This window comes from Hymenobacter lapidiphilus (assembly GCF_013377885.1).
Taxonomy (GTDB): domain Bacteria; phylum Bacteroidota; class Bacteroidia; order Cytophagales; family Hymenobacteraceae; genus Hymenobacter; species Hymenobacter lapidiphilus.
Genome location: NZ_JABKAU010000026.1, coordinates 14,902 through 38,757, shown reverse-complemented (window position 1 = coordinate 38,757; position 23,856 = coordinate 14,902). Strand labels below are relative to the sequence as shown.

Sequence of the window (23,856 nt, the reverse complement as noted above, 5' to 3'; positions counted from 1 at the left end):
GTCATACCGATGAGTAAGGCTTTTTTCATGGTGAGGAACAGTAGACTTTACTTCCGGGGCTACCTGGATAACTGAAGTAGAGATGGTCAGGACACGGTCAGCAGGACCTTGCCCAGCGCGTGCGGCTTCGCGGCTTCCCGCAGCGCATCGGCGGCTTGCGCCAGGGGAAACGTGGTGCCCACTTTCACGCAGATGCTGCCGGCCGCTGCCAGCTGGAGTAGGCGGGTCAGGGCAATTCCGTCGGCTTGCGGCCGGCAGTACACCCCGCGCTGCTGGCGGCCGAGCAGCTGCGCGGGGTCGGGTTCTTCCACCACTGAAACCAACATTCCGCCGGGCCGAAGCACGGCGTAGGAGCGGTTCAGCCACTCGCCGCCTGCGGCATCGAACACCACGTCCACGTCGGGCACCACGGCCTCGAAGCGCTGGTGGGCGCTGTCGATGGTGAGGAGGGTGCCCAGCGAGGCGACGTAGGACAGGTGGGGCGTGGTTGTGGTACCAAACACTTCGGCCCCCTGCCACAGCGCCAGCTGCACTGCCAGGCAGCCCACCCCGCCCGCCGCCCCGTGAATCAGGATGCGCTGCCCGGCCTGCAGGCCGGCACAGTCAAACAAGCCGCGCCAAGCCGTGAGGCCCGCGACGGGCAGGGCAGCCGCTTCCAGGAAGGACAAGCCAGCTGGAATGAGAGCCGCAGCCCGCGCGGGCACTACGGCGTATTCGGCAAAGCCGCCCCGGCGCACGGGGTCGGTCAGGGCGCACACGGCATCGCCCACGCGAAACTGGTTCACTGCCGCGCCCACGGCCACTACTACGCCGGCCACGTCGAGCCCCGGCACGGGCAGCCCGGCTGCCGGGGGATGGGCGGGCCACTCGTGCCGGGGCTGCACCCCGGCCGCGCGAACGTGCAGCAGCAGTTCGGCCGGGCCGCAGCCCGGTCGGCTCACCTGGCGGTAGGTCAACCGCCCGTTTTCGGCGACGATGGCGTGCATGCTGTGGGGCATTGGCTTGAGGTGATGAAAGCCGGTTAAAGGGTGCCGGTTGCCGAATGGGCGTATTCACCCGTCTTCGGCGCGGCAGCGTGTGATTCTGCGAAGAAGTCCAGCAGCTCACGCGTGAGGGCGGCGGGCTGCTCCTCCACCAGCCAGTGGCCGGCCCCTTCCAGCACCAGGGGGCGCACATCGTCGGCCACCGTCGCCAGGAACTGCGCGATGTATGGGCCGCCGCTGCACGCGCCGCCCACGCCGAGCACGGGCATCGAGAGCTTGCCCTGCTGCACGTTTTCGCGGTTGTGCGCCCCGTCCGTCCACACGGCGGCGTAGAGGTTGATGCCGGCCCGAAACGCGCCCGGCTTGCTCAGCTGACGGGCATACAGCTCAAAATCCTTTTGGCTGATGGCGTCGGGGTTGCAGGAGAGGTGCCAGAATATCCAGCTCAGAAACTTGCGCTCCTGCCCGCCCATGAAGCTTTCGGCCACGTCGGGCAGCGTGAACAGGGCCGCGTGCCAGTTCACGCCGTTGTGCCAGTCGGGGCCGGGGGTGATGCCCTGCTCCCACACCCCGAAGCCCGCCAGCGCAAATTCCATAAACACCAGCTGGCGCACGGCCTCGGGGTGGGCGGCGGCGAAGGCGTAGGCCACGCCCGCGCCCAGGTCGTAGCCCACCAGGTTGATTTCGGCGTGGCCGAGCTGCGTCATCAGCCCGTAGACATCGGCGGCGAGCGTCCGCTTGTCGTAGCCGGTGGGCAAAATGCTGCTGCCGCCCACACCACGCAAATCGGGCGCGATAACCAGGTAGTGCTCAGCCAGGGCGGGCATGATGCGCCGCCACATATGTGAATGCTGTGGAAAGCCGTGTAGCAGCACCAGCGGTGCCCGGCCCGGCTGCGGCTGGCCCGCCTGCAGGTAGTGCAGGCTCACGTCGCCCACCTGAGCGCGGTGGTGGGTAATGGGGTTTTTGGAAGCGGGCATGGCGAGCTATGTTAGGATGAAAAAAAACGGTTAAAACTTGAAGGTGAGCCAGGTGGCTAGGTACTGAATGTCCGCGGCCGGGGGCGCGTCCCGGATGAATTGTCCGGCGCCGAAGTAGGCGTAGCTGGCCGTGAGCGACAGGTAGCGCGAAAACTGCCAGCTGGCATCGAGTTCGGGTTGGGTACCGATGTAGCGCGCCCGGCCCGGCCCGGGGGACCGGATGGGGAAGCCTGGCACGTTGTACACGCCGTCGCGCAGGCTCTGCCGCCAGAAGAAATAGCAGTAGCCCAGCACCGTGAGCCCCGGCGCGGGCGTGAGCCGGAGGGTGGGCGCGAAGCCCAGGATGTTGGGCGGTCCGTTGGCCCCTACCGCCCCGAAATAGGCCCCGCGGGGGGCGGGCGGGAAAAACGTCTGGTTGTCGGGGTTGGTCGGGTCCCGGTCGCCGCTGTTGGCGCCCAGGTTCAGGCCCAGGGCCGGGTGCAGCGGGGCTTGCGGCCAGCTGACCGTGGTGCTCGATGACACCGACCAAGCCCGGATGCGGCCCGGGCCGAAGGTGCCTGCCTGGTAGGTGGCTTCCAGGTCGGAGGCCAGCGCCGGGGTGCGGTACCAGAGCCGCCCGCCGCCGGAGTGGCGGGTTTCGGCGGCGCGGCCTTCGGCGAAAATGCCCACATCGCGCTGGTTGCCCAGGTAAAACAGGTCGAGGTGGAGGCCGGAACCGGGGGCAGTGCCCAACGGGCGCGTGGCGTACCCGCCCCACAAGGCCTGGGTGCGGTCGGTGTTGTCGTCGAAGACACCCCGCTTGGTAGCGGCCGGCCGCAGCCCAAAGGCCTCAGCCCGCCACGCCCCGGCGCGCAGCAGCAGCCGGCCACCGTCGAAGGTTTGGCGCACGTTGGGCAGCTCGCGCACCGAAATCAGCCGGCCCGCGCCGTACTCCAGTTCCTGCCGGCCCAGGCGCAGTACCAGCGGGGTCGTGCCGTCCGCGTCGCTCACCGGGCCGATGTTCAGGTCCACGAAACCCTGGTTCAGGTCCAGCTCGTCCACGTCGGGCGGGCGGGGGCCGTTGCGCTGCCCGGCGGCCAGGCCGCTTTTCAACTCTGCGAACAGGCGTACGTGCGGGCCAAGTCGGACGCTGGCGTGCAGCATGGTGCGAAACAGCCAGTAGCCGTTGGCATCGGTGGGCACCCGGCCCCACTGCTCGTTCCGGTAACGCTCAAAAAACACCCGGCCCTCGCCACCCAGCGTCAGAAACCAGTCGGGGTGGGCTGCCCCGCGCAGGGACTGATACTTGAGCGGGTCGAGCCCGTTGGTGCGGCGGTCGGGGTCGCGCAGGTAGCGGTAGTCCTCGTCGTAGCGCAGGGGCAGGGTTTTCGGTGGCGCGGTCGTCGCGGCAGTCGCTGGCGCTTGGGCGACGGCGGGCGTTTGGGCGACAGCGGGCACCGCGCCCACCCTTAAGCCGGCTACCAAGCCCAGCCTCAGCAGCCACCTTCGGGCGGGATGGCAAGCAGAGAAAGGGCTGAACAACAGGCGCATCAGCGTAGTGATTACAAGGAGAAAGAAGATTCAGGACGCTTCCGGGGTGATTGTCTCAGGCCGTTAGGCGTTGGACCAGCGCCCCAACGCGCGGGGCCAGCAGCAGCGCCGTGGGAATGCCCACGGCCCCGCCCACCGCAAAAGCCGCCAGCCACGCCCGCCCAAAGCCCGGCCCCAGCCCCACGTTCAGGGCCGTCATCACGAAGGACATCAGGAAGCCCATCGACAACCCCATCAGCAAACCGTTGAGGTAGGGGGCGTATTTCTTATCGAGGCGCATGGAATTCAATGGAGGAAACCGAAAAGAAAAGCAGGCTGTCCAGGTGGGGTTGTGCCTACCAGCTGATGTGGAACGTGGTTTTGTACAAGCCTTCGGGCGGCACCCGACGGTCAACTTCCACGGCCAGACGCACGGCTTCGGCGGGCTTGTAGCGGCGGGCCAGCCCCGTTATCACGCCCAGTTCAAACTCCTGCGGGTGGGGCGTGCAGCGCTCCATGCGCACCTCCCGCGGGCCGGATGCGTGGGCCCGGTAGTAGCCCATGTGCCGGCCGCGCACGTTGGCGTTGTACACCCCGTCCAGCGCAGCCAGGGCCTCCAGCAGCGTGGGCATACCGGTCGGGAATACGCCATTATCCACCATCAGCAGACCGGTCTGATAGAGGGTGCCGGCCCCGAACCGGTCTTCGGCCTCGGCCAAAATATTGAGCCAGGCCTGCATGGGGTACCACTGGCCCGGCACCGGCGGGGCGGGCAGCCCGTGCCGAATCAGCAGGTCGCGGCCCTGGTGGGGCAAAAACAGCCCGGCCAGCACCGCCCGTACGCTGTCGCCGTTGATTTCGGCGGCCGGGTCGAAGGAAACGTAGCGGCCGGGAGTGGGCAAACTCAGAGGCATGGCGGAAGGATAAGGCGGCGGTAAGGTGGGGTAAGGGCGCTACCGGACGTGGAAGGCCGTACCCGTGAGCGGGGTCTGGTCGAGGTAGAGCACCCGGTAGTCGCGCTTGCGGAACAGCCAAGCGCCGTCCACTTTCACCAGCTCGTCGGTGTAGCGGGCGAGGTTGTAGTTGCTGTTGGTGCCGTCGGGCTGGCTGCGGGCAATTTCGTTGACGTAGAAATTAGCCGTGGCCGTGGCACCCGTCACCTGAATGTGGGCGCTGGTGGAGAGCTGCACGAAGAAGTCCCAGGAGTTGAGCAGGTGGTCGAAGGCCGTCACGATGTTGTCGAGCCCCACGAACTGCCGACTGATAGGCGGTCCAATTATCCACTCCGCATCGGCCGTCCACAGGGCTCGGAAAAGGCCCGCGTCCACGCGGTTGGCGGCGTCGGAATACTGTTCGGCCAGCTTGCGGATGGCGAATTCGTCCTGTAGTTGCTGGATATCCATGAGAACGGGGGGATGAAGTGGATAAGTGGCCCGCGGCTAGCGGGTGAGGATGCGCAGGCCGGCTTGCGGAAACAAGCCCGTGGCGGCGGCGAGCTGCACCCACACGCTGGCCAGGGTTTCGAGGCTGCGGGCCTGGCGTAGGGGGCCCACATCCAGGGGCTGGTAGCCGGCTTCGGCAATGAGCTGGCCGGCCACGGTTTTAGCCGCGTCGTCGTCGCCGCAGTAGAGCAGCGAGGGGTTCAGCTCGCCGAAGTGACGGTCGGGCGCTTGCAGCACTTCGGCAAACGTGGTGTTGAAGGCCTCTACCACGTGCGCCGTGGGCAGCAGACGGGCAAGCTCCTCGGCCACCGACTCGGTGCGGGCCGTAGGCAGGCCAATGGTGTTGCCGGCAAAATCGGGCAGCAGCCCGCTCACGCAGCTCAGCACCGGCTTGCCGGCCACGGCTTCGGCCACGCCGGCCAGGGCCTCGGCCAGCGCCGGGTACGGCACGGCCAGCAGCAGGACTTCGCCAAAGCGGGCGGCTTCGGCCGGGGTGCCGGCGTGGGCACCGGGCAAGGCGGCGGCCTGCTGTTGCAGCGCGGCCGGGTCGCGGGCAAAGCTCAGGCACACGGCGTGGCCGGCCTTGCTCCAGATGGTGGCCAGGGCCAGGCCCATGTTGCCGGCTCCGATTACTCCGATGTTCATGTAGTAAGTGGTAAAAAGTGAAGGGGGGTTACTTCTGGAACCAGGCCGGGTTCACGTAGCCGAAATACTCCCGGAAGCCGGTCAGCCGGCCGTTTTCCAGGCGCAGGCTGATGACGTTGTAGCCCGCGTAGGGGAAGGCGCCGGACACGGTGCCCTGCGAGTCGAAATGGAAGGTGAAGAGCGTGGCGCTACTCGTCAGCTCGACGCGGGAAAACGTAAGGTGGTTGGGGTCCTTTTCGCGCCCGGCAATCAGCTCCTGCAGCTTGGCCAGGGCCGCCGCATCGGCCGCCTGCCCGGCCAGTGGGTGCGAAAACTGCCGCAGCTCCGGCCCCAGAAAGGCTTTGAACGCGGCGTAGTCGCCGGTTTTCTCCCCCTGCTGCCAGGCGCTGAAAATGCGCTGGGCCAGGGCGGCCGGCGGCGCGGCCGGCGGCGCGGCCGGCGGCGCGGCCGGTGGGGCCAGCGCCATCGAAAAGCTAAGGAAGGCCGCGCTCAGCAGGCCGCCAACGGAGAAATAGTCGTCCATAAAAGTGGTGAGTAACGTGGCTGGGTGGGCATAGCCGCCTGGGTGGGCTAGCCCGATTGGGCCATGCTCGCCATGAGCGGCACGTCGATTTCGCCGAAGTATTCGCGGTAGGCGGCAATCTGCCCGCCGCGCACGTCGAAGGAGGCCGCAATGCGGTTGTGGTAGGGCACGCTGCCGAAGAGCGTGCCGCCGTCCTCAAACTCGAATACTACAGTCTCGCCGCTGGCGGTGGTGCGGTAGGGTTCTTCGTAGGCGATGTTCGGCTCGGAGGCGGCAATCTGCCGGTAGCATTCGCCGGCCCGCTCCCGCCCCACATTGCGGCCTTTGAACGGCCCCACGGGCATGTAGAACACGAAGTCGTCGGCGAGCAGGTCGAGGTAGGGTTCCACCGGCCCGCCCTGGTGGATGGCGGCCAGCAGGCGCAGCGCCCGGCGGGCGGTTTCGATGGCAGGGTTCTGACTCATGGCTTCAGGTCGTGGACCACGTGGTTGGGGTCGTATTCGGTGCTGGTGAGCAATTGGCCGGCCCGCTCGGCCACCTGGCGCGAGGTCAGCTGGTGGGGTTGAGTGGCCGCCTCGTGGCGGGTGGCCACGCGGGAATAGAGCACCAGGCTGGCTAGCTGCACGCCCGAATGGGCCGATTCCAAGGCCAGGCCCTTAGTCATGGCCAGCTGGGCCGAGGCGGCTACCGACAATTCCACCACGCCGGGGTACACCTGCGTGGCGGCCCCGCCGTTTATCATTAGGTAGCGGCCCGCGCCGCGTTCCAGCAGCAGCGGCAGAAACGTGCGGGCCGTAAGGAAGTGGGCCGTGATGTAATTGGCCAGGAAATCCTGCCACTCGGCCCAGCTCAGGGTGTGGAACGCTTTGCCGTAGAAGCGGCCGTTGAGGGCGGCTACCACGGCATCGAGCCGGCCGCCGGTGCGCTCTAGCAGCCAGTGGCGCACGGTATCGGCCCCGTCGGGGGTGCTCATTTCCTGCACCAGCGTGTGCAGTTGGCCGGGGCCGGCATCGGCGCAATAGTCGCGCAGCCGCTGCAGATTGGCTTCCGAGCGCGACGGCACGGCCACGATGGCCCCGGCCTCTAGTAGGTAGCGCACAATTTCCTCGCCCACTCCGCCGGTGCCACCGGCCACGAGAATAACTTGGTTGTGCAGGGAATCACTGGACATTAGGGTAAAGCTTAAAGGGTGAGAGAAGCATGGGCCGGAACGGGTTCGCTTGGTTGGGCTTCGCGCCGGAAAAAGGCCACCAGTGCCTGGGCCAGAAACTCCGGCGCTTCCTCGGCCACCATGTGGCCGCAGTTGGGAATGATGCCGCCCTCCACGTGCTCGGCCACGGACTTCAGCTGCTCGTGCGTGTAGGACGTGCCGTACTGCCCGCCCAGGCCCAGCACGGGCAGCGTAAGTTTGCCCCGCGCAATGACGTCGGCAAACTGGTCGGTGGTGGTCAGCGCGTCGCGGTACCAGCCCACGCTGCCCCGAATGCCGCCCGGCGCGGCGTAGGTGCGCAGGTATTCGCGGCGGTCCTTGTCGGTGATGCTGGCCGGGTTGAACAGCATCAGCCCGTGCAGGTACTGCCAGAACTCCCGCTCGCGGCCGGTTATCAGCATCTCGGGCAGGTCGGCGGCGTGGTTGAAGCCGAAGTGCCAGTAGCCGCCGAAGGTTTCCTTGCGGAAGGTGGTCATCTCGGCCAGGTTCACGGCCGGCAGCGGCTCGTCGAGGTAGGTGAGCGTGGCCACTTCGGTGGGGTGGTGGGCGGCGAAGAGGAAGGCAGGCAGCGCGCCCATGTCCCAGCCCACCACGTGCACGGGGCCTTGAGCACCGACCTGCGTCAGCATCTGGCGCAGGTCCTCCACCAGCGTGAGGCCGTCGTAGCCGGTGGCGGGCTTGTCGGAGTCGCCGTAGCCGCGCATATCGGGGGCTACCACGCGGAAGCCGGCCGCCACCAGCCGCGGGGCCACGTGCCGCCAGGTGTAGGACGTGCCCAGCCAGCCGTGCAGCAGCAGCACCGTTTCGCCTTCGCCGGCCGTGCGGTAGTGCAGCTTCACGCCGCCGTTCACGTAGGCGCGGCCGTGGTCAAATTTGGAGTAAGCAAGCATGAGGGAAGCGGTAAGAATGAACGTTGAGAATGAAAGGCAGCCAAACACGCGCCTTACTTCTTGCCCACCTCGCCGGAATAGCCCGAGTAGAAGCCGCCCCAGGCGCTGTGCTCCTGGTAAATCTGGCCCAGGGCCGCGCCCTCCGGCTTCTGCCAGTCGCCGAGCAGCTCCGAGCCCAGCGACACCCACGAGGTGAGCACGGCCCCGGCCTGGGTAAGGCGCGTCATGGCCGCTTCTTCCACCAGCTTCTCGTTCGAGCCCGAGCAGTCCACTACCACGTACACTTCGTAGCCGGCCTTCAGGGCATCGAGGGCCAGGTGGGTGGTGCAGTTGTCGATGGAAATGCCGGCCAGAATCAGCTTTTTGCGGCCGGTCTTCTTCACGGCCTCTACAAACTTGGGCTCCTGCCAGGCGCTGACGGTGTGCCGCTCAATGCGCGGGGCATCGGGCAGGTACTGCGCCAGCGACGGGTAAAACTTGCCCCGAAACCCGCCTTCGTCGCCGATGACCAGCGTGGGCAATTTAAAGAGCTTGCCGAGTTTGGCCAGGGCCGTCACGTTGTTGTTGAAAAGGCTCTTGTCGATGGTTTTCAGGCCGGGGTCGAAGCCGGTGAGAAAGTCGACCATCACCAGCACGGAGTTTTGCGGGGTGAGCTTTTCGAGGTAGTTGGGCGGCAGCGCGGCTTGGGGAGCGGCTTTCACTGGCGGGTCACCCGCCAGGGCGGCCGGTGGGGTGAGCAGGCCGGCACCAGCCAGCAGCAGGGCGGAAAACAGAAAACGGGATTTCATAAGGTGAGGGATGAGGGTTGGCGATGCGGGACGCAGCAAACACCGCGTAGTTGCCGGTAGGCCAACAGCTATGCCAAGGCGCGCCGGACCAGTGCAGCATCCCCCGTTTTTCCTCACGTATCGCCTCTGTTGCCCTGTTTGACGCCGAATTTCTGTGTGCTGCCCCCTGGCGACACCGATGCTATTGCTCCATTATAGTGGGGTTCTCCACTTCTAGTCTCCATTATATTGGAGTCTGGGCCGAAGCGGGGAATGGCTTGTTCTGATTTCGTATTTTCGGACAACCAAAACCAACAGCGCGGCACCCCGCGTCTCTCACGGTCATGAAAGCAAGGGAATTAGTCCAGGTACTGGAAGTTAGCACGGCCCTGGCCACGGTGCGCGACCAGGCCGCGCTGCTAGCCCTGGTGGTCGAAAAAATCAAGCCCCTATTTGATTTTGAGGACTGCGGCATCTTCGTCGTCAGCGCCGACGGGCAGCACCACCGCGACCTGGCCGCCGTGATGCCCGAGGTCAGTGCGTCGGGCTGGAACGACTTTCTGCGCGCCCACAACGCCCCGCAGCTGGCTCACCCCGGCTCGCCCGTGGCGTTTATGCTGGCCGAGCTACAGGCCCACGGCAGCCCGCGGGTGTTCGATTTTCAGGCCCTGCGCGCCCAGTTCCCGGACTACCCGCAATTCGATTACGAGGGCATCAGCGCTTACCACGACTGCCTGGCCGCACCTCTGCAGAGCCGGGGCCGGGTCTTCGGGATGTTCTGCCTGAATGCCTTGCGGAAGGACCACTTTCAGCCGGCGCAGTTTCCGTTGTTTCAGGCCCTGGCCGAGCAGGTGGCCGGGGCAGTGGCCAACATCCTGGCCAACGAGGAAATGCTGGCCCGGGAATGGGAGAAAACCACCTTGCTCGGCATCAGCGCGGCCATTGCAAGTGCCACCAGTGCGGAAGCGCTGCTGACCACGGTGCGCGAAAAGGCTAAGCTGCTCTTTGACTTCCACGACACGGGCATCCTTATCGTGGAGCCTGACGGCCAGTTCCACTACGATTTGGCCGTCACCAAACCTACCTGGGACTCCTCGGCCGGCAATCGGCGGCTCCAGGAGCTAAACCTGTTGCGCATTCCGCATCCGGGCTCCTACATCGACGTTGTGATGCAGGAGATGGAAGCGTCTGGCAGCCCGCAGATTGAGGACTACCGCGCCCGGATACAGCAGTTCGATTACCCGTTTTTCGCCATCATGGCCGCGCACGGCTACCACGAGGGCCTGGGGACGCTGCTGCGGGTGGGCGGCAAAACGCTCGGCACTTTCTGGCTCAATGCGCTGCAAAAAAACCATTTCGAGCCGGCGTCCTTTGGCCTGTTTCAGGCCCTAGCCGACCAAGTGGCCGTGGCCGTAGCCAACATTCTGGCCAACGAGGACATCCTGGCGCGGGAGCGGGAAAAGTCGCTGCTGCTGAGCATCAGCAAGGAAATCACCAAAATCCACAGCCGCAAAGACCTGCTCGATGTCGTCTTCAACACGGTACGCCCCATTCTGCCCTTCGACGACGTGGGCCTGTTCTACTTCTGCGACCCCGATGGCACGCCCAACCCGGCCGGCACCTGCCACATCCACCTTACTGATGACGTAGGCAGCGACCTCAACAAGCTGCTTAGTACTGCCGGCTTGTACGTGGTGCCGGAAGGCACGGAGGGCGTGCGGGCCGCCGCCACCGACGCGCCGGGCCTGGTCGATTTCAGGGCCTTGCAGCAGGCCTACCCCGGCCACCCCTTCTATCCGGCGATGAACGAAGCGGGTATCCGGCAATTGTTGGCGATGGGCATCAAGCGCGGGCCGGAGGTAATCGGGATGCTTTCGTTTAATAGCTGCCAACCCAACTTTTACACCGAACAGCATTTTCCGCTGTTTGAAGACATAACCAACCAGATTGCCGTAGTCGTGGCCAATCTGCTGGCCAATGAAGAAATTCTGGAACGGGAACGGGAGAAAAGTATGCTGCTGGCCGTGAGTGAAACCATTGCCACGGTGCGGGAGCGCAAGGAGCTCATCACCACCATCATCAACCAGGTCAAGCCCGTCATTCCCATCGATGACACCGGCATTGCGATTCTGAGCCGAACGGGCGAAGACTGGCAGGACTGGACGAATGTTGATAATTACCAGGGAACCAACACCATCGCCCAGTTGCAGCAGCTCGGGTATGACCAGTGGCAGCCCGTGGATGCCTTGATGGAATACACCCTGCACCATTCCGGCATTATGTCGATGGCGCAATTTAAGGAGCAGTACCCGGAGCATCCCTTCGGCCCGGTGATGTGGGACGCCGGGCTGCGGGAGCTGATGTTCACATCCCTGGTGAACGGGGGCCGGAAATTGGGCGTGCTTTTCTTCGATACGGAGCGGGAAGGCACCTACACCCCGGCCCACCTGACGCTATTTAAGGCCCTGGCCGACCTGATTGCTACTGCCGTAGCCAACATCCTGGCCAACGAGGATATTCTGGCGCGGAAACAGGAAAAGGCCCTACTGCTCTCCATCAGCCAGCAGCTGGCCGGCATTCGCAGCCGGACGGAGCTGCGGGAGGAATTATTGGCCAACCTCAAAACGGTTTTTGGCTACGATGAAGTCGTGCTTTCGCTCTATTCCCCCGACCTGGCCACGGTGGAACACCTGCGCGGCAGTGCTACCGGACAGCCGATGACAGTGCCTGATAAGCTGGTGCTCACGGCCGGGCTGCCGGTGGCCGGTGGCCCGCACGAAGTCTTTCAAACGTACCCCACGCCCCGGATTGTACCCTTGGCGGTGATGGCCGCGCAGTACCCTGGGCACCCGGGCATCCGCGTGATGCAGCGCTTGCGATTGCAGGAGTCAGTGATAATGCCTTTGCGCAACGGCCCGCAACTGTTGGGACAGCTGGAATTTCACGCCCGCCAGGCCGGGCATTTTGCCCCGGCCCAACTACCCGTTTTCAGTGCCCTCGCCGACCAGATTGCCGTGGTGGTGGCCAATATCCTGGCCAATGAGGAAATTATAGAACGGGAGCGCGAGAACAGCGTGCTGCTGTCCATTTCCGAAGCCATTTCGCGCATCAGCAGCCGGGGGGAGCTGCTGCGGGTCATTTACGAAATCATCCGGCCGGTGCTGCCTTTCGATAACGCCGGGCTCTTTGTATTCGACGACGAAAAGGACGAACTGTACGAAATCCTGAACCGGCACACCTCGCCCGATGCCTTGCAGCAGCAGCTCGACCACGCGCTGGAGCTGGGACCGTGGCCGCTCAGCGCCTCCTCGCCCCGCAGTTGGTGGATGCAGGAACACACCGTCATTCGCACGTTCACTGAGGAAGCCGCCATTGCCCGGCACCACACCGGCGACGCACAACTGACGGCCGGCGTAGCCTTTGGCCTGCGGCACCTGATTGGGGGGCCGCTGTTCAGCCGGGGCCGGCGGCTGGGGGCGTTGTGCTTCAACTCCGGGCAGGAGCAGCCGTATGCCGAAAAGCACTTTTCCTTGTTCAAAAGCATCAGCGAGCAACTCTCGGTGGCGGTGGCCAACATCCTGGCCATTGAGGAAATCGTGGCCCGCGAGCGGGAAAAGAGCTTGCTGCTGTCGCTGAGCGAGGACATGGCCACCGTCCGCGACCGGGACGACCTGTTCCGGGTGATACTCACCAAGATAAAGCCACTGGTGGGCTTTGAGGACGCAGTGGTGTCGGTTTACTCACCCGATTTTACGGCTTACAAGCATTTCGTGACGGCCTCCCCGCCGGAGCGCCTGGCCCATCCGCTCTATCCCGACATCGTGGGCCAGTACCTGCCCGTGGCCGGCAACCCCGACGAGTATGTGCTGGCGCAACTGCGCCAGCACGGCCTGCTGCGCTGGGATACAGAGGCCATGCTCACGGCCTACCCTACGCACTTCATCGGTGGTTTTTTGCGCGACAACGGTCTGCTGCACAACGTGTACCTAAAACTCAGTTGGGCGGGCGAGCTGATTGGGTTCCTGAACTTTCACTTCACGCACTCGGCCGTCATTCAGGCTGCCCACTACGGGCTTTACCGCACCATTGCCGACCAACTGGCGGTGGCGGTGGCCAACCTTCTGGCCACCGAAGACATTGCCCGGCGCGTCCACGAAAAAGAGCTGGAGCTGGCCGTCAACAACGCCCTGGTGAGCAGCAAGGACCGCGAAAGCCTGTGCCGGGCCCTGGCCGGGCAGATGAGCCAGCTCGTGCCCTTCTCTTTCTTCGTGCTCTGTACCTGGAATCCGGCGGAAGCCACCAATTACCAGCTCACACTCCGCCGCCAGCCGGACGGGGAGTTCACGTCGGTGCGCCGCGAGGTGCTGCAGCTGGCCCCGCCCGAACTAACCCAAACGGAGCGGGACGAGCTGTTTGCGCATCCCGGCGTGTACGCCGGCCCCGACTACGAGACCCTGTGCGCCCGCTACCCGCTCTACCACTTTGTGCGGGAGCATTTTGGCCTGCACGCGCAGCTGCGCCTCTCATTGCGCAGCCGCACGGGCGTGCACACCTCCATCGTGGTGTCGGGCACCGGCGCGCACGATTTTCAGCCGGCCGACTACGACAAGCTGCACCACCTCGTGCCCCAGATTACGCTGGCCCTCGACAACCTGCTGGCCTTCGAGAACTTGGACCAACAGCGCCGCGAAAAAGCCGCGCAGGTGGCCGTCACCAACGTGCTGACCAGCGCCCTAACCTTCAACGAGCTAGTGCCGGCCCTGGCCAGGCAGCTCGAAGCCCTGGTGCGCTGCGACCTGGTGCATCTGTGCCTGCTGCCGCCCCGCGCCGTACCCGATGCCGACGTGGCCGTGGTGCGCGAAAACGGTCAGTTTCGGCCCCTGACCCGCGCCGAAGTGCAGCCCTTGTTATCGGCCGAGGCCCTAACCAGCTCCTGCATGCAGCTGCAGGAGCTGGCGGCCGTGCCCCGGCTCTACGTGGGCGACGAGCTGCCCGCGGCCATCGACGCGGTGCCCTTGCTGCGTTATTTCTACGAGCAGCAGGCTGTGCGGGCGCTGCTGCTGCTGCCCCTGCGCGTGGGCGGCGAGCTGGTGGGCGGCCTGCTGCTGGGCCACCGCTTCGCCTACGCTTTCACCGACCGCGACCGGGCCTGCCTCGAAGCCGTAGCCGCGCAAATGGCGCTGGCCCTGGGCCACCGCTTCGCTTTTGCCGAAATTGCTTCCTTACAGCAGCAGCTGACCCAGGAGAACAGCTACCTGCAGGACGAAATCAAAACCACCCACAACTTCGAGGAAATCATCGGCACCAGCCCGCCGATGCTGGCGGTATTCCGGCAGGTGAGCCAGGTAGCCGGCACCGATACCACCGTGTGCATCGGCGGCGAAACCGGCACGGGCAAGGAACTGGTGGCCCGGGCGCTGCACAACCTCTCGCCCCGCCACGACCGCCTGCTGGTAAAGGTGAACTGCGCCGCCTTGCCTGCCCAGCTCATCGAAAGCGAGCTGTTTGGCCACGAAAAGGGCGCCTTCACCGGGGCCCACGACCGGCGCCTCGGCAAGTTTGAGTTGGCCGACGGCGGCAGCATTTTCCTGGATGAAATCGGGGAAATGCCGCTGGAACTGCAGGCCAAGCTGCTGCGCGTGCTGCAGGAGAAAGAAATTGAGCGCCTGGGCGGCAAAGGCCCGATTCGCACCGACGTGCGCATCATCGCGGCCACCAACCGCGACCTGGCCCAGGAGGTGCAGGCCGGCCGCTTCCGCCAGGACCTGTACTTCCGCCTCATGGTGTTTCCGCTGGTGCTGCCGCCCCTGCGCGAGCGGAAAGAGGACCTGCCGGCCCTGGCCAACCATTTCCTGTTTCAGTTCGCCCGCAAGATGGGCAAGCCCCACAAGGGTCTGGCCCCGGCCGCCCTGCGCGAGCTGATGGCCCACGACTGGCCCGGCAACATCCGCGAGCTACAGCACGTGCTGGAGCAGGCCGTCATCGTGTCCACCAAACCCCTGCTGCAGCTGGCCCGCTCGTTGCGCCCGGCCACGCCCGCGCCGCCGGCCGCACCCGAAGAGGCCGAAGCGTTCCGCCGGCAAAGTCTGGCCGAGCTGGAGGGCCGGCATATCGTGGCTACGTTGCGTTACACCAACGGCCGCATCCGCGGGGCCGGCGGCGCGGCCGAGCTGCTTGCTATCAAAGCCACCACGCTGGAAGCCCGGATGAAGAAGCTGGGCATCGGCAAAAGCCACGCGGTGCTGCTGGACGTGCATGCCGGTGGTATGGAAGCTGTTTAGGAAGGGTGGCAACAGGTTAAAACAGAAAGGACTCCCAAAGTATGAGCGAAATTTGAGGTGCAACCCATCTCTTTTCGCTCCGCCATGGAAGTCCTCTCCAAAGATATCATCGTGACTTGGATTTTGCCTCATTTGCCGTTTCGCTCGGGCGGGCGACGCTTGGCTGCTGAACCGGCGGAAGTCGTCGCCGCAATTCTTTATAAGCTCAAAACCGGCTGCCAATGGCGCTTTTTGCCCGTGCGCCAGTTGCTGGCCCATCGGCCTTTGAGTTGGCAGGGCGTGTTCTACCACTTCAACGAGTGGCGCAAACAAGGGGCTTGGAAACGGGTCTGGCTGTGCGTCTTGCGCCAACATCGGCGGCACCTCGACCTCTGCAGCGTCCAACTCGACGGCAGCCACACGCCGGCCAAAAACGGCGGGGCGGCCGTGGGCTATCAGGGCCGCAAAGCGGCCCGCACCACCAACGCCCTGTTCCTGGCCGACAACACGGGCCAGCCACTGGCCGTGGCCACGCCCCAGGCCGGTAATCACCACGACACCTTTGGCCTCGGGCGCGTGTTCGCCGAACTCTGCTCTCCTATTGACCCAAGCCGGCCTAAGCCTGGACGGCGTGTTTTTGAACGCTGATAAAGCCTTTGACACAAACGAGTTGCGGCAGGCATGCGCGGCGGGCGGCATCGAGGCCAACATTGCCCGTAACAGGAGAGCATCAAAAAGTGTGGGGCAATGGGGTAATGGGGTAATGGGGCTAAGCGGCCATCTGCATCGGTTCCGCTGGCACTGACCGGAAGCCGGGATACAGCTGCCGGAAACAGTCTTCCCATTCCTCGTTGAGCACCTTCGTGCGGGCCTGCACAAGCAGGTGCGCGCCCTTTTTGGTCCACTGCATCTGCTGCCGCTTCACCATTCGCTTGGCCAGCACTTGGTTCACCGCCGACTCCACAAAGCCCGTGGAAACCCGTTCGCCGTAGTGATGGCGCTCGGAGTAGTCCACGATGAAGCCGCTGTTTTGCTCCACGTAGGTGTGAAAATCAGCCAGTAGCCGGGCCAACGGCTTGCACTTGCTGTATTTCTGGGCTACGAGCGGGTCGTCTTGGTGCGTAGCCAGCAAGTCATCCAAGTCCATTATTTTTTCCAGGGCCCGCTCGGCGTTGCCGTGCCAGAGGTGCCATTTGATGCTAGTCAAGCCGTCTTGCAGCGCTTTTGCCCCGGCCACGTCGACCTGAGCAAAGCCCAGCGCGTACTGGTGGAGCACCGTCAGGCGCATGGTCAGGTGAAACCAGTCCAGGATGTGGGTGGACTCTGCACTCAAATAACTGGTCAGCGACCGTAGCACCGCGGCACCGTCGGTAAAGAATTCCACCGCCTGATTGGCCTGCAGCCCCTGCGAACGCAGTACCTCGAATACCCGTCGGCGCGGCTTGGCATCTACTTCCTGCACGAAGCCGAAGCATTTGGCCGCCCCTTCGGCGGGAATGCTTTTGCCCACGATCACCTCGAAACAGCCTTTTTTATGCCAGTGCCGGACGTAGCCACCGTCGAGGCCGACCACCAGCGGGCGGGGCGGGCACGGCAAGGCCTCGCGGTCGCGCTGGCAAACGCCGTGAAAAGGGGCCACTTCCTGCGGCAGCTGCCGTTCCTGCGCCTCGACCACGGCGTGCAGGTGCTGCCGGATGGTCGTGCCCGATAGTTTCGCACTCACGGGCAGCACGTCGTGGAGCAAATCGGCCGTTTTCTGGTAGGGAATCAGGCTGGCCCATTTGGTTTGCAGATACAGCAACTCCGGCGTCACGTGCTGCGGAAACAGGTGCTGCAGGGGACTGAAGGTCTTAGGCCCCGCCTCGGTGGGCGGCAGATAGTAGCGCGGGCTGTCGACCGTGACGTTCCCAAACAAGGTTTTCAGTTGGAGCGGATAGCTGCCCTTCTTCCGTAAGCCGACCAGATGCTGCAGCTGCAAATGCGTCGCCACCTGCTGCGCAATCATTTGCTGCTGGATGCGCTGCAGCAGCTCCTTCGATTCGGCCAGCGTCAGGCCCACGCTAGCTAAACTCAGGTCCTCCCGGCTCCAGGTGAACACGTCTTCGAGCAGGGGCTCTTCGCCTTCCGACAGGCACGCCACCAGTTGTAGTTTGAAGTTCATGGCAACAGAGGATTAAAGATTACAGCAAGGCCTTCACTTTACGAACCGTGTTGATAGCCACGTCGCACAGCTTCGCAGTTTTACGTACGCTCAGGCCCGAACGCAGCTGCCGGGCGACGGACGCATACTTTTTCAGAAAGACGGCTTTGTCTTCCGTCGCACCTACCGGGCGGCCAATCGTGACGCCTTGCCGCCGCGCCTCGTCCATACCCGAGAGGATGCGCTCGCGTAGGGTCTCGCGTTCCAGGCGGGCAAATTCGGCCAGTAGCGTGAACATGAACTGCGCCACCGGATTCCGCTTGCCGTTTTTGAGCGTTTCAATCCCGAAGTTTTGGACGTAGATGCTGACGCCCAGCTGCGTCAGCTCCTCGACGATTTGCAGGACTTCGACCGTGGAGCGGCCCAGGCGGGAGACTTCGCTGACCAATACTTTCTGGATGGAGCCCCGACGGCTCAACTCCAATAACTGCTGAATGCCTTCCCGGTCCTGATTCCTTTTCGCCCCACTAATCTTCTCCGAAATCTCGGCCACCACCTGCACGGCTTGACTCTGGGCCACGGCGCGCAGGTCTTCCACCTGCCGCTGGTAATCCTGCTCCTTCTTGGAGACGCGCACGAAAATGACCGCCTGTTGCATGACGCAAAGCTACCTGGGCTGTATCAAGAAAACCACTTGGTTTTCTTGATACAAATTTCAGGAGATTAAATCCGCGAAGAAATAGTCGTAACCGCCCTGCGAAAGTAGAAAATCGGGATTACCCTTTAGTTGATACAGTTTGGCTAGTTTCTGGTTAACCTGGTCTTTGTCGAAGTGTTCCGGCCGATAGGTCCAGAACCAGGTCGGTACGTCGTCCTCTCGGATATCCTCGCCGGCCAGTAAACGGTCATGCGCTTCGTAGGCCCAGCTGAACTGGTCGAGCGTGCGCTGGTCATAGCCGCGGGGGCCGCCCACTTCTTCCGGCGGGCAGGCGCGGCGGCCACTCAGACACACCGGCCCGGTGGGGACTGCTGTTGCAGGCAGCACTTTCTCGACCCGTACCTGGTGCTGCCAGTAGTCACCGAAGTCATAGGTATAGGTGAACTTATCATTGACCCGCCACGGGAAATCGCCCAAGTGGACTCGCCGGGCGTCATCGGCGTACCATGTGCCGCCTGCGTAGCTCAGGCCGTAGTCCTTGCCCCACAAGTGAAAGCAGTGCAGGTGCCAGTTCTCCCAGCCCATCGCTACCTGGAAAATATGATGCAGCTCGGCCAGGGTAGTGTCGCCCCGCACCAACACGCGCCGGCTGATTTGCGGGCTGATGCCGAGCAGATGAATCTTTAGTTGGTAGCCCCCAGCTAGGCGGTCAGGAGTGGAAGCAGCAGGTGGTTGGGTCATGGTCTTTGCCGACAGCTACGGCTTCCCAAGGTAGCCGGAGAAGCGGCCTCCCCCAACTGCCCCACACTTTTTGATGCTCTCCCATACTCGATAAGCTGTTTGGACCGGGGGCGGGCGCCACTGCCATCTGCCAGCAACTCTACGAGATGAAGCAGTACTGGCCTAGGCAAGCAGACATAGACCCGGTGCTGAAAAAGCGGCCCGTGTAACCTGCAGCAACAAACAAGAGGTGACTCCTTAGCGCTGCTGAATAAAGGCCTTGCTGATGCCGAGCTTCTGCATGCGGGTATCCAACGTGTTGGGGTGAATGTCGAGGAGCCGGGCGGCCCCGCGCGGGCCGCGAATGCGACCTTCGGTGAGGCGCAGGGCGGCCAGGATGTTGTCCCGCTCCGCATCTTGCCAGGTGCGCACGGGCCATTCTCCCTGAAAAGCCACCGAGTTGGACGTTGGGGGCGCCAGCGGCTGGGCCAGTTCCAACAGCCGGGATTCGCTTAAAATGAGGGATTGTTCAATCAGGTGCTCCAGTTCGCGCACGTTGCCCGGCCAGTGGTAGTGCTGCATCTGCTGCAGGGCCGCGGGGGCAATGCCGTGAAGGGCCTTGCCAAAGCGGGCGGCGTACTTCCGCAGGAAATGCTGGGCCAGCAAGGGAATGTCCTCGGGCCGCTCGCGCAGGGACGGCAGGCGCACCGGCACCACGTTCAGCCGAAAAAACAGGTCGGCCCGGAAGCGGCCCTCGGCCACCTCGCGCTGCAAATCCCGATTGGTGGCCGCCACCACCCGCACGTCGGCCCGGAACACCTTGCTGCCGCCCAACCGCTCGAATTCCTTTTCCTGCAACACCCGCAGCAGCTTGGCCTGCAGCTCCAGCGGCAGCTCGCCAATCTCATCGAGAAAAATAGTGCTGCCCTGGGCCAGCTCGAACTTGCCAATCCGCCGCTCGTGGGCCCCGGTAAAGGCGCCGCGCTCGTGCCCGAACAGCTCGCTCTCGATGAGCTGGGCCGGCAGAGCCGCGCAGTTGACTTTGACCAACACCTTGGCGCGGCGGGGCGAAGCTTCGTGCAGGGCGCGGGCAAACAGCTCCTTGCCCGTACCAGTTTCGCCTTCCAGCAGCACCGTGGCGTCGGTGGGGGCTACCCGCTGAATCCGGCGAAAGGCCTGCTGCAGCGCCGGGCCGGAACCGATAATTTCACCAAAATTGTAGGTGGTTTGTAGCTCTTCCTTGAGGTAAGCCTTCTCTTGCTGCAGCTGCTCGTTCAGGGACTGGATTTCTTCGTAGGCCAGCAGTTTTTCCAACATCAGGCCGAGCGTGGGCGCCAAGCGCACCAGCAGGGACAGGTGCTCGGGGCGGTAGGCAGCGGCCTGACGGCTATACGCGGCTATCACGCACTGCCCGCCGCGGCTCAGGGGCACCGGCAGCCGCAACTGGCTGTGCAGGCCAAAGGCCCGGGCGGCCACAGCCGCCAATTTGTGGCGTTGGCAAAAAGCCGTGAATTCAGCTCCCTGCAACAACTCCGGGGTTTCCTGTCTCATGCGGGCGGCTTGACACAAGGCTTCGTGCTCGGCCAGAGACAAGCCGCTAATCCGGCAAAAAGCGGCCGCGTCGAGGCAGCGGTACTCCTCGTGGCCGATGCGCTCAAACCGGTACATGTGCTCGACGGCCGGAAACTGCGGGTCGCCGATGCAAAACACGAGGTAGTCGTGCGGGACCGCCGCCTGCAGCACGAGGCTCAACCGGCCCAGGCGCGTGGCCCAGTCCGCGTTGACACTCAGCGCGTGGTTGGCCTCTATCTGCAGGGTTTTTTCCCGCTCGCGGGCCACGATATCCTCGTGGGCCAGGATGTTGGCCACTGCCACCGCGAGTTGGTCGGCTACGTGCCGGAACAAGCGCAGGTGCTCGGAGGAATACGTGCCCACCCGGCGGGCATTCAGGCAAAACAGGCCGATAATGTGGCCGTTGCTACTGAGCGGCCCGTGCATCATTTCCTGGATGCCGGCGGCCTGCAGGTCCGGGTAATGGGGATGGTTGGGAAAGCGCGCCATCAGGTCGCGGAGTGGGCTTACGCCGACCCCTTGCGCCATCCACTCGGCGGCGGAGCCGCGGTAGGATAGGGCAGCGGCTGTGCCGATGGGCCAAGTGGGGTCACCGGCCATCTCGTCGGAGTGGATGAGCAATTGGTGAAAGTCTTCGTCTTCGTGGACGATGAAAAGGCCCGAACCGTCGAAGGGCAGCAGCTGGCGCAGGTGGTTGTAGACTACTTGCAGCACTTCCCGCCGGTTGCTGCTGCGGCTCAGCGCCTCGGTAATGTTGAGCAACGCGGCTTTTTCCTGCTCCCGCGCCAAAATCTCCTCCTGCGCGAGGATGTTGGCCACGGCGCTGGCTACCTGGTCGGCAAGGTTCTGGAAAACGCCGAACTGAGCGGGGCTGAACGTGCCGTGGGCCAGGGCATTCAACCACAAAGTTCCCAAGACCTTGCCCCCGGAACGAAGCTCGGTTACGATGCCCTCCTTGAATCCCAACTCCCGCAGGATGGGAAAAAAGGGGTAGTCAAACTCGTCGTACCGCCGGGTATAATCCTCGATAAGCGGACCACCGTCTTGCGCGAGCAGTCCCATCACGTACTCAACGTAAGAACCGGCATGCGGCACCCGGTGCAGCCCCGCTGCGTGCAGGGCGTTGTTGCTCGCGGAAGGGTCCCAGTCCGGTAAATTGACCGCCAAATCGTAGTGGAACTGCCCCTGCGCATCCACTAGCAAAACGCCGGTGTCGTAAAAAGGCAGCAGGCGCTGGGCCTTCTCGCGAATGACGGTCAACAGCTCCACCGAATTGCGGGCCGTTGCAATGGCTTGGCTGATGGAAAGCAGCGTCGTCTTTTCCTGCTCGCGTTGCTGCAGTTCCTCATGGGCCAAGATGTTGGCGACCGAAGCGGCCAGTTGGTCGGCCACGCCTTGGAATAAGTCGAACTGGGCGGCCTGAAAGTGTCCGGCGGTAAGCGAGTTGAAGCACACGTAGCCAAGAACCTGTCCGCCGGCTCGCAGGAGCGTGCCCATCAGCTCGCGGTAACCGCTCGCCGTGATGACTCGCTCACACTCCTGCCGGACTAGCTCATTCTCAAACAGGGCAACATATGCGTCGTCATACGGCACAACAACGGGCTGGCCGGCCTGCTTGAACCGGTCGACGAGCACCGCTAGCCCGGGGCCCGGGTAGGCGAGTCGTTGCCAGGAGAGCTTGTGGTATTCTTCGTTGTCGAAAGAAGGGCTGATGGCTACATCACGGGCGGCCCAGTCGGCTATAAACCTCCCGTCCGGCGTGAGCACAAAGAGCCCCACGTCGTGAAAGCCAAACACGGGTTGAAGCTTTTCAAACAGGCTGCGCAGTAACGCCGTGCGGTCCCGTAGCGTCGCGATGGTCGTGCTTAAATCAAGCAGCAGCTCAAGCGAAGCAGCCGATTGCTTATTCGCCGGGTTCACCTCCATTTTGGAGTGCATCCCGTATTTTTTGGCTTTTAGGCTAGGTGCTTTTTCGCGGGTAACAGCCATGTCAGAACCAAAATGGCCATTGCAGCACGTGGCCGGTGAAGTAACGTAGGGCGAGGAGGGATAACAACTGCAGGAAGCAGCCTGCAAGTCGGCGACCAAAGCTGATAAAATGCTACTGAATATACGGTATTCCGGACATAAATCCGTGATTTTTCTGGGGCATTACAGCCGAATTGACACCGTTTCCACCCGATGGCTTTGTCAAAAGTTTAATAGAGCTTATACCGATTAGGGGGTTAGGAGTTGTTTTTGGGTGAGTAATAGATTGTGCAAGCCACAGCAGAGCAGCATCACGGTATCGCGCATTTCGTCGACCCGGCCGCGAAACACGTCCCGCACCACCCGCCAGCGCTTGCACAGGCCAATGGCATGCTCCACCACCACGCGTTGGCGGGCTGATGGCCTTGGTAGCCGGCGTCTTGGTCCAGCACGATGCCTTCGGGAAAGGCGTACGCCTCCTCGTCGCAAATGGCTTTGTCGTGCACGCTGCCGGGATAGGTGGCGCTCAGAAACAGGACGCGCTTGTTCGGTGAGCAGAACAGGTTATTCTTCACCGTGTGTCTTTTTTTTACCCGAGTAGTGCGCCCGTTGCGTGTCGGCGTCGGTGCTGCGCGGCACGGGTCGCTCGGTGGCATCGAGCAGCACGCGCGGGTGGCGGGCCAGCACGGCCGGCAGGGCCTGGTCCGCACGGGCGGGCAACTCGCCCAGCCGGGCCAGCGCTTCGCGCAGCCAAGGCAGGCTCCGGTGCAGCCAAGCGTTGGCCTGCGGTTGACTCAGGCCGAAACTGGCCGCGTGCACGGCTTGCAGCGGGTTACTTTTCAGGTAGCTGAGTACGAACAGTAGCAAGTCCTCGGTGGCGGCAAAAGCGCTGTCGCGCGGCAGCGCCCGCAAGGCCCGCTGGCGCACGGTGCCTTGCAGCGTGTAGTGGCGACGGGCATGCTCTACCACGGCGGCAAACACGGTGTGCAGGTGCGCAAACGCAGCTTCGGGCAGGCCCGTTACGGCTTGCAGCTGGCCTTTGCGGGCCACAACAGCGTCATAGGTCATTCTGCAAAGGTCAGCAATACTCCGTTAGTCGGTATAAGCTCTAATTGGGAGAATGTTTTTGTCCTTTCCGCTAGTCATCCCGGGATAAGTAGGCCGGCAAAAGCTCCGGCATACCGTATTTATTCTCGTTTCTCCGGCATGCCGGACTAGAAGTGAATAGCGCAGGTGCCCCAAGCAGAAAGGGCCTCGGCTTATTTAGTAGCCGTACTAACCGCTGAAGCGGATTTTGCGCGCCACGCACGCTACACTCAAAATTCGGAACACCTTTTGGCCTGTCGTGACAGGCACGGCCAACCCTTGTTCGGACTTTCACCCCACCGCCACCTGGCAAGCCGCAACGGCTAGCTCAAAACTGAGGTTGATTCCGGTTGGCGGGGCCGTTTAGGGATTTAGTCCACCATCAACCATGTTTTACGCCCCAGCTCATTGCCTCCAACGGTTGCTGGCTTGTTCATTCAAGCAGAAGAGCAGGCTGACGCCTCACTGGTGTGGGGAAATGCCCACCGCTTCAACACTGCAAC

At 63.6% G+C, this 23,856-nt stretch carries 20 protein-coding genes and 1 pseudogene; 2 read left to right on the top strand and 19 right to left on the bottom strand.

Annotated features, from left to right (window positions below; translation table 11 throughout):
• Positions 1 to 86: 86 nt before the first annotated feature.
• From HW554_RS13770 to HW554_RS13715, 12 genes are all read right to left on the bottom strand, one after another.
• The gene (locus tag HW554_RS13770) at positions 87 to 986 is read right to left on the bottom strand and encodes an NADP-dependent oxidoreductase (protein WP_176909163.1); all 900 of its coding nucleotides are present in this window, start codon (positions 984 to 986) and stop codon (positions 87 to 89) included.
• Between the two features lie 35 nt (positions 987 to 1,021).
• Positions 1,022 to 1,963 carry an alpha/beta fold hydrolase gene (locus HW554_RS13765; RefSeq protein WP_176909162.1) on the bottom strand — a complete coding sequence of 314 codons (942 nt, stop codon included), beginning with the start codon at positions 1,961 to 1,963 and terminating at the stop codon, positions 1,022 to 1,024.
• 30 nt (positions 1,964 to 1,993) lie between these two features.
• Positions 1,994 to 3,427 (bottom strand): alginate export family protein, encoded by a 1,434-nt coding sequence (locus HW554_RS13760; protein ID WP_176909161.1) that lies wholly within the window; start codon positions 3,425 to 3,427, stop codon positions 1,994 to 1,996.
• A gap of 121 nt (positions 3,428 to 3,548) precedes the next feature.
• Positions 3,549 to 3,773, bottom strand: a complete 225-nt coding sequence (locus tag HW554_RS13755; RefSeq protein ID WP_176909160.1) for a DUF2798 domain-containing protein — start codon at positions 3,771 to 3,773, stop codon at positions 3,549 to 3,551.
• Positions 3,774 to 3,828: 55 nt separating this feature from the next.
• The gene (locus tag HW554_RS13750) at positions 3,829 to 4,386 is read right to left on the bottom strand and encodes a hypothetical protein (protein WP_176909159.1); all 558 of its coding nucleotides are present in this window, start codon (positions 4,384 to 4,386) and stop codon (positions 3,829 to 3,831) included.
• Positions 4,387 to 4,425: 39 nt separating this feature from the next.
• Entirely contained in the window at positions 4,426 to 4,875 is a 450-nt protein-coding gene (locus HW554_RS13745) for a nuclear transport factor 2 family protein (protein WP_176909158.1), read from the bottom strand.
• A gap of 36 nt (positions 4,876 to 4,911) precedes the next feature.
• Entirely contained in the window at positions 4,912 to 5,559 is a 648-nt protein-coding gene (locus HW554_RS13740) for an NADPH-dependent F420 reductase (RefSeq protein ID WP_176909157.1), read from the bottom strand.
• Positions 5,560 to 5,587: 28 nt separating this feature from the next.
• Positions 5,588 to 6,082, bottom strand: a complete 495-nt coding sequence (locus HW554_RS13735) for a hypothetical protein (protein ID WP_176909156.1) — start codon at positions 6,080 to 6,082, stop codon at positions 5,588 to 5,590.
• A gap of 47 nt (positions 6,083 to 6,129) precedes the next feature.
• Complete coding sequence (locus tag HW554_RS13730; protein WP_176909155.1) at positions 6,130 to 6,546, bottom strand: nuclear transport factor 2 family protein; 417 nt, start codon at positions 6,544 to 6,546, stop codon at positions 6,130 to 6,132.
• Entirely contained in the window at positions 6,543 to 7,253 is a 711-nt protein-coding gene (locus HW554_RS13725; RefSeq protein ID WP_176909154.1) for an SDR family NAD(P)-dependent oxidoreductase, read from the bottom strand. Before HW554_RS13725 ends, HW554_RS13730 begins: the two co-directional genes overlap by 4 nt.
• Before the next feature lie 11 nt (positions 7,254 to 7,264).
• Positions 7,265 to 8,182: an alpha/beta fold hydrolase gene (locus HW554_RS13720; protein ID WP_176909153.1), complete on the bottom strand. Its 918-nt coding sequence runs from the start codon at positions 8,180 to 8,182 to the stop codon at positions 7,265 to 7,267.
• Between the two features lie 53 nt (positions 8,183 to 8,235).
• Positions 8,236 to 8,970 (bottom strand): isochorismatase family protein, encoded by a 735-nt coding sequence (locus HW554_RS13715; protein ID WP_176909152.1) that lies wholly within the window; start codon positions 8,968 to 8,970, stop codon positions 8,236 to 8,238.
• 323 nt (positions 8,971 to 9,293) lie between these two features.
• On the opposite strand from HW554_RS13715, the gene HW554_RS13710 reads away from it, so the two are divergent.
• Positions 9,294 to 15,230, top strand: a complete 5,937-nt coding sequence (locus HW554_RS13710; RefSeq protein WP_176909151.1) for a sigma 54-interacting transcriptional regulator — start codon at positions 9,294 to 9,296, stop codon at positions 15,228 to 15,230.
• A gap of 84 nt (positions 15,231 to 15,314) precedes the next feature.
• On the top strand, positions 15,315 to 15,857 hold the full coding sequence (locus HW554_RS13705) for a transposase (protein ID WP_176909150.1): 543 nt from the start codon (positions 15,315 to 15,317) through the stop codon (positions 15,855 to 15,857).
• A gap of 121 nt (positions 15,858 to 15,978) precedes the next feature.
• Here HW554_RS13705 and HW554_RS13700 read toward each other — a convergent pair whose 3' ends face one another.
• From HW554_RS13700 to HW554_RS13675, 7 genes and pseudogenes are all read right to left on the bottom strand, one after another.
• A complete protein-coding gene (locus tag HW554_RS13700) occupies positions 15,979 to 17,370 on the bottom strand; it encodes an ISKra4 family transposase (protein ID WP_176909149.1) in 1,392 nt (463 codons plus the stop codon).
• Positions 17,371 to 17,389: 19 nt separating this feature from the next.
• Complete coding sequence (locus tag HW554_RS13695; protein ID WP_176909148.1) at positions 17,390 to 18,007, bottom strand: recombinase family protein; 618 nt, start codon at positions 18,005 to 18,007, stop codon at positions 17,390 to 17,392.
• A 57-nt stretch (positions 18,008 to 18,064) separates the two neighbouring features.
• Positions 18,065 to 18,748, bottom strand: a complete 684-nt coding sequence (locus HW554_RS20675) for a plasmid pRiA4b ORF-3 family protein (RefSeq protein ID WP_088464385.1) — start codon at positions 18,746 to 18,748, stop codon at positions 18,065 to 18,067.
• A 237-nt stretch (positions 18,749 to 18,985) separates the two neighbouring features.
• Positions 18,986 to 22,237, bottom strand: a complete 3,252-nt coding sequence (locus tag HW554_RS13685) for a sigma 54-interacting transcriptional regulator (protein ID WP_176909147.1) — start codon at positions 22,235 to 22,237, stop codon at positions 18,986 to 18,988.
• A 279-nt stretch (positions 22,238 to 22,516) separates the two neighbouring features.
• Positions 22,517 to 22,672, bottom strand: a complete 156-nt coding sequence (locus HW554_RS21100; protein WP_394354320.1) for a transposase family protein — start codon at positions 22,670 to 22,672, stop codon at positions 22,517 to 22,519.
• 122 nt (positions 22,673 to 22,794) lie between these two features.
• Positions 22,795 to 22,842: pseudogene (locus HW554_RS21095) on the bottom strand (hypothetical protein); the annotation flags it as partial.
• The gene (locus HW554_RS13675; RefSeq protein ID WP_176909145.1) at positions 22,832 to 23,335 is read right to left on the bottom strand and encodes a helix-turn-helix domain-containing protein; all 504 of its coding nucleotides are present in this window, start codon (positions 23,333 to 23,335) and stop codon (positions 22,832 to 22,834) included. The gene HW554_RS13675 and the pseudogene HW554_RS21095, both read right to left, overlap by 11 nt.
• Positions 23,336 to 23,856: the final 521 nt, after the last annotated feature.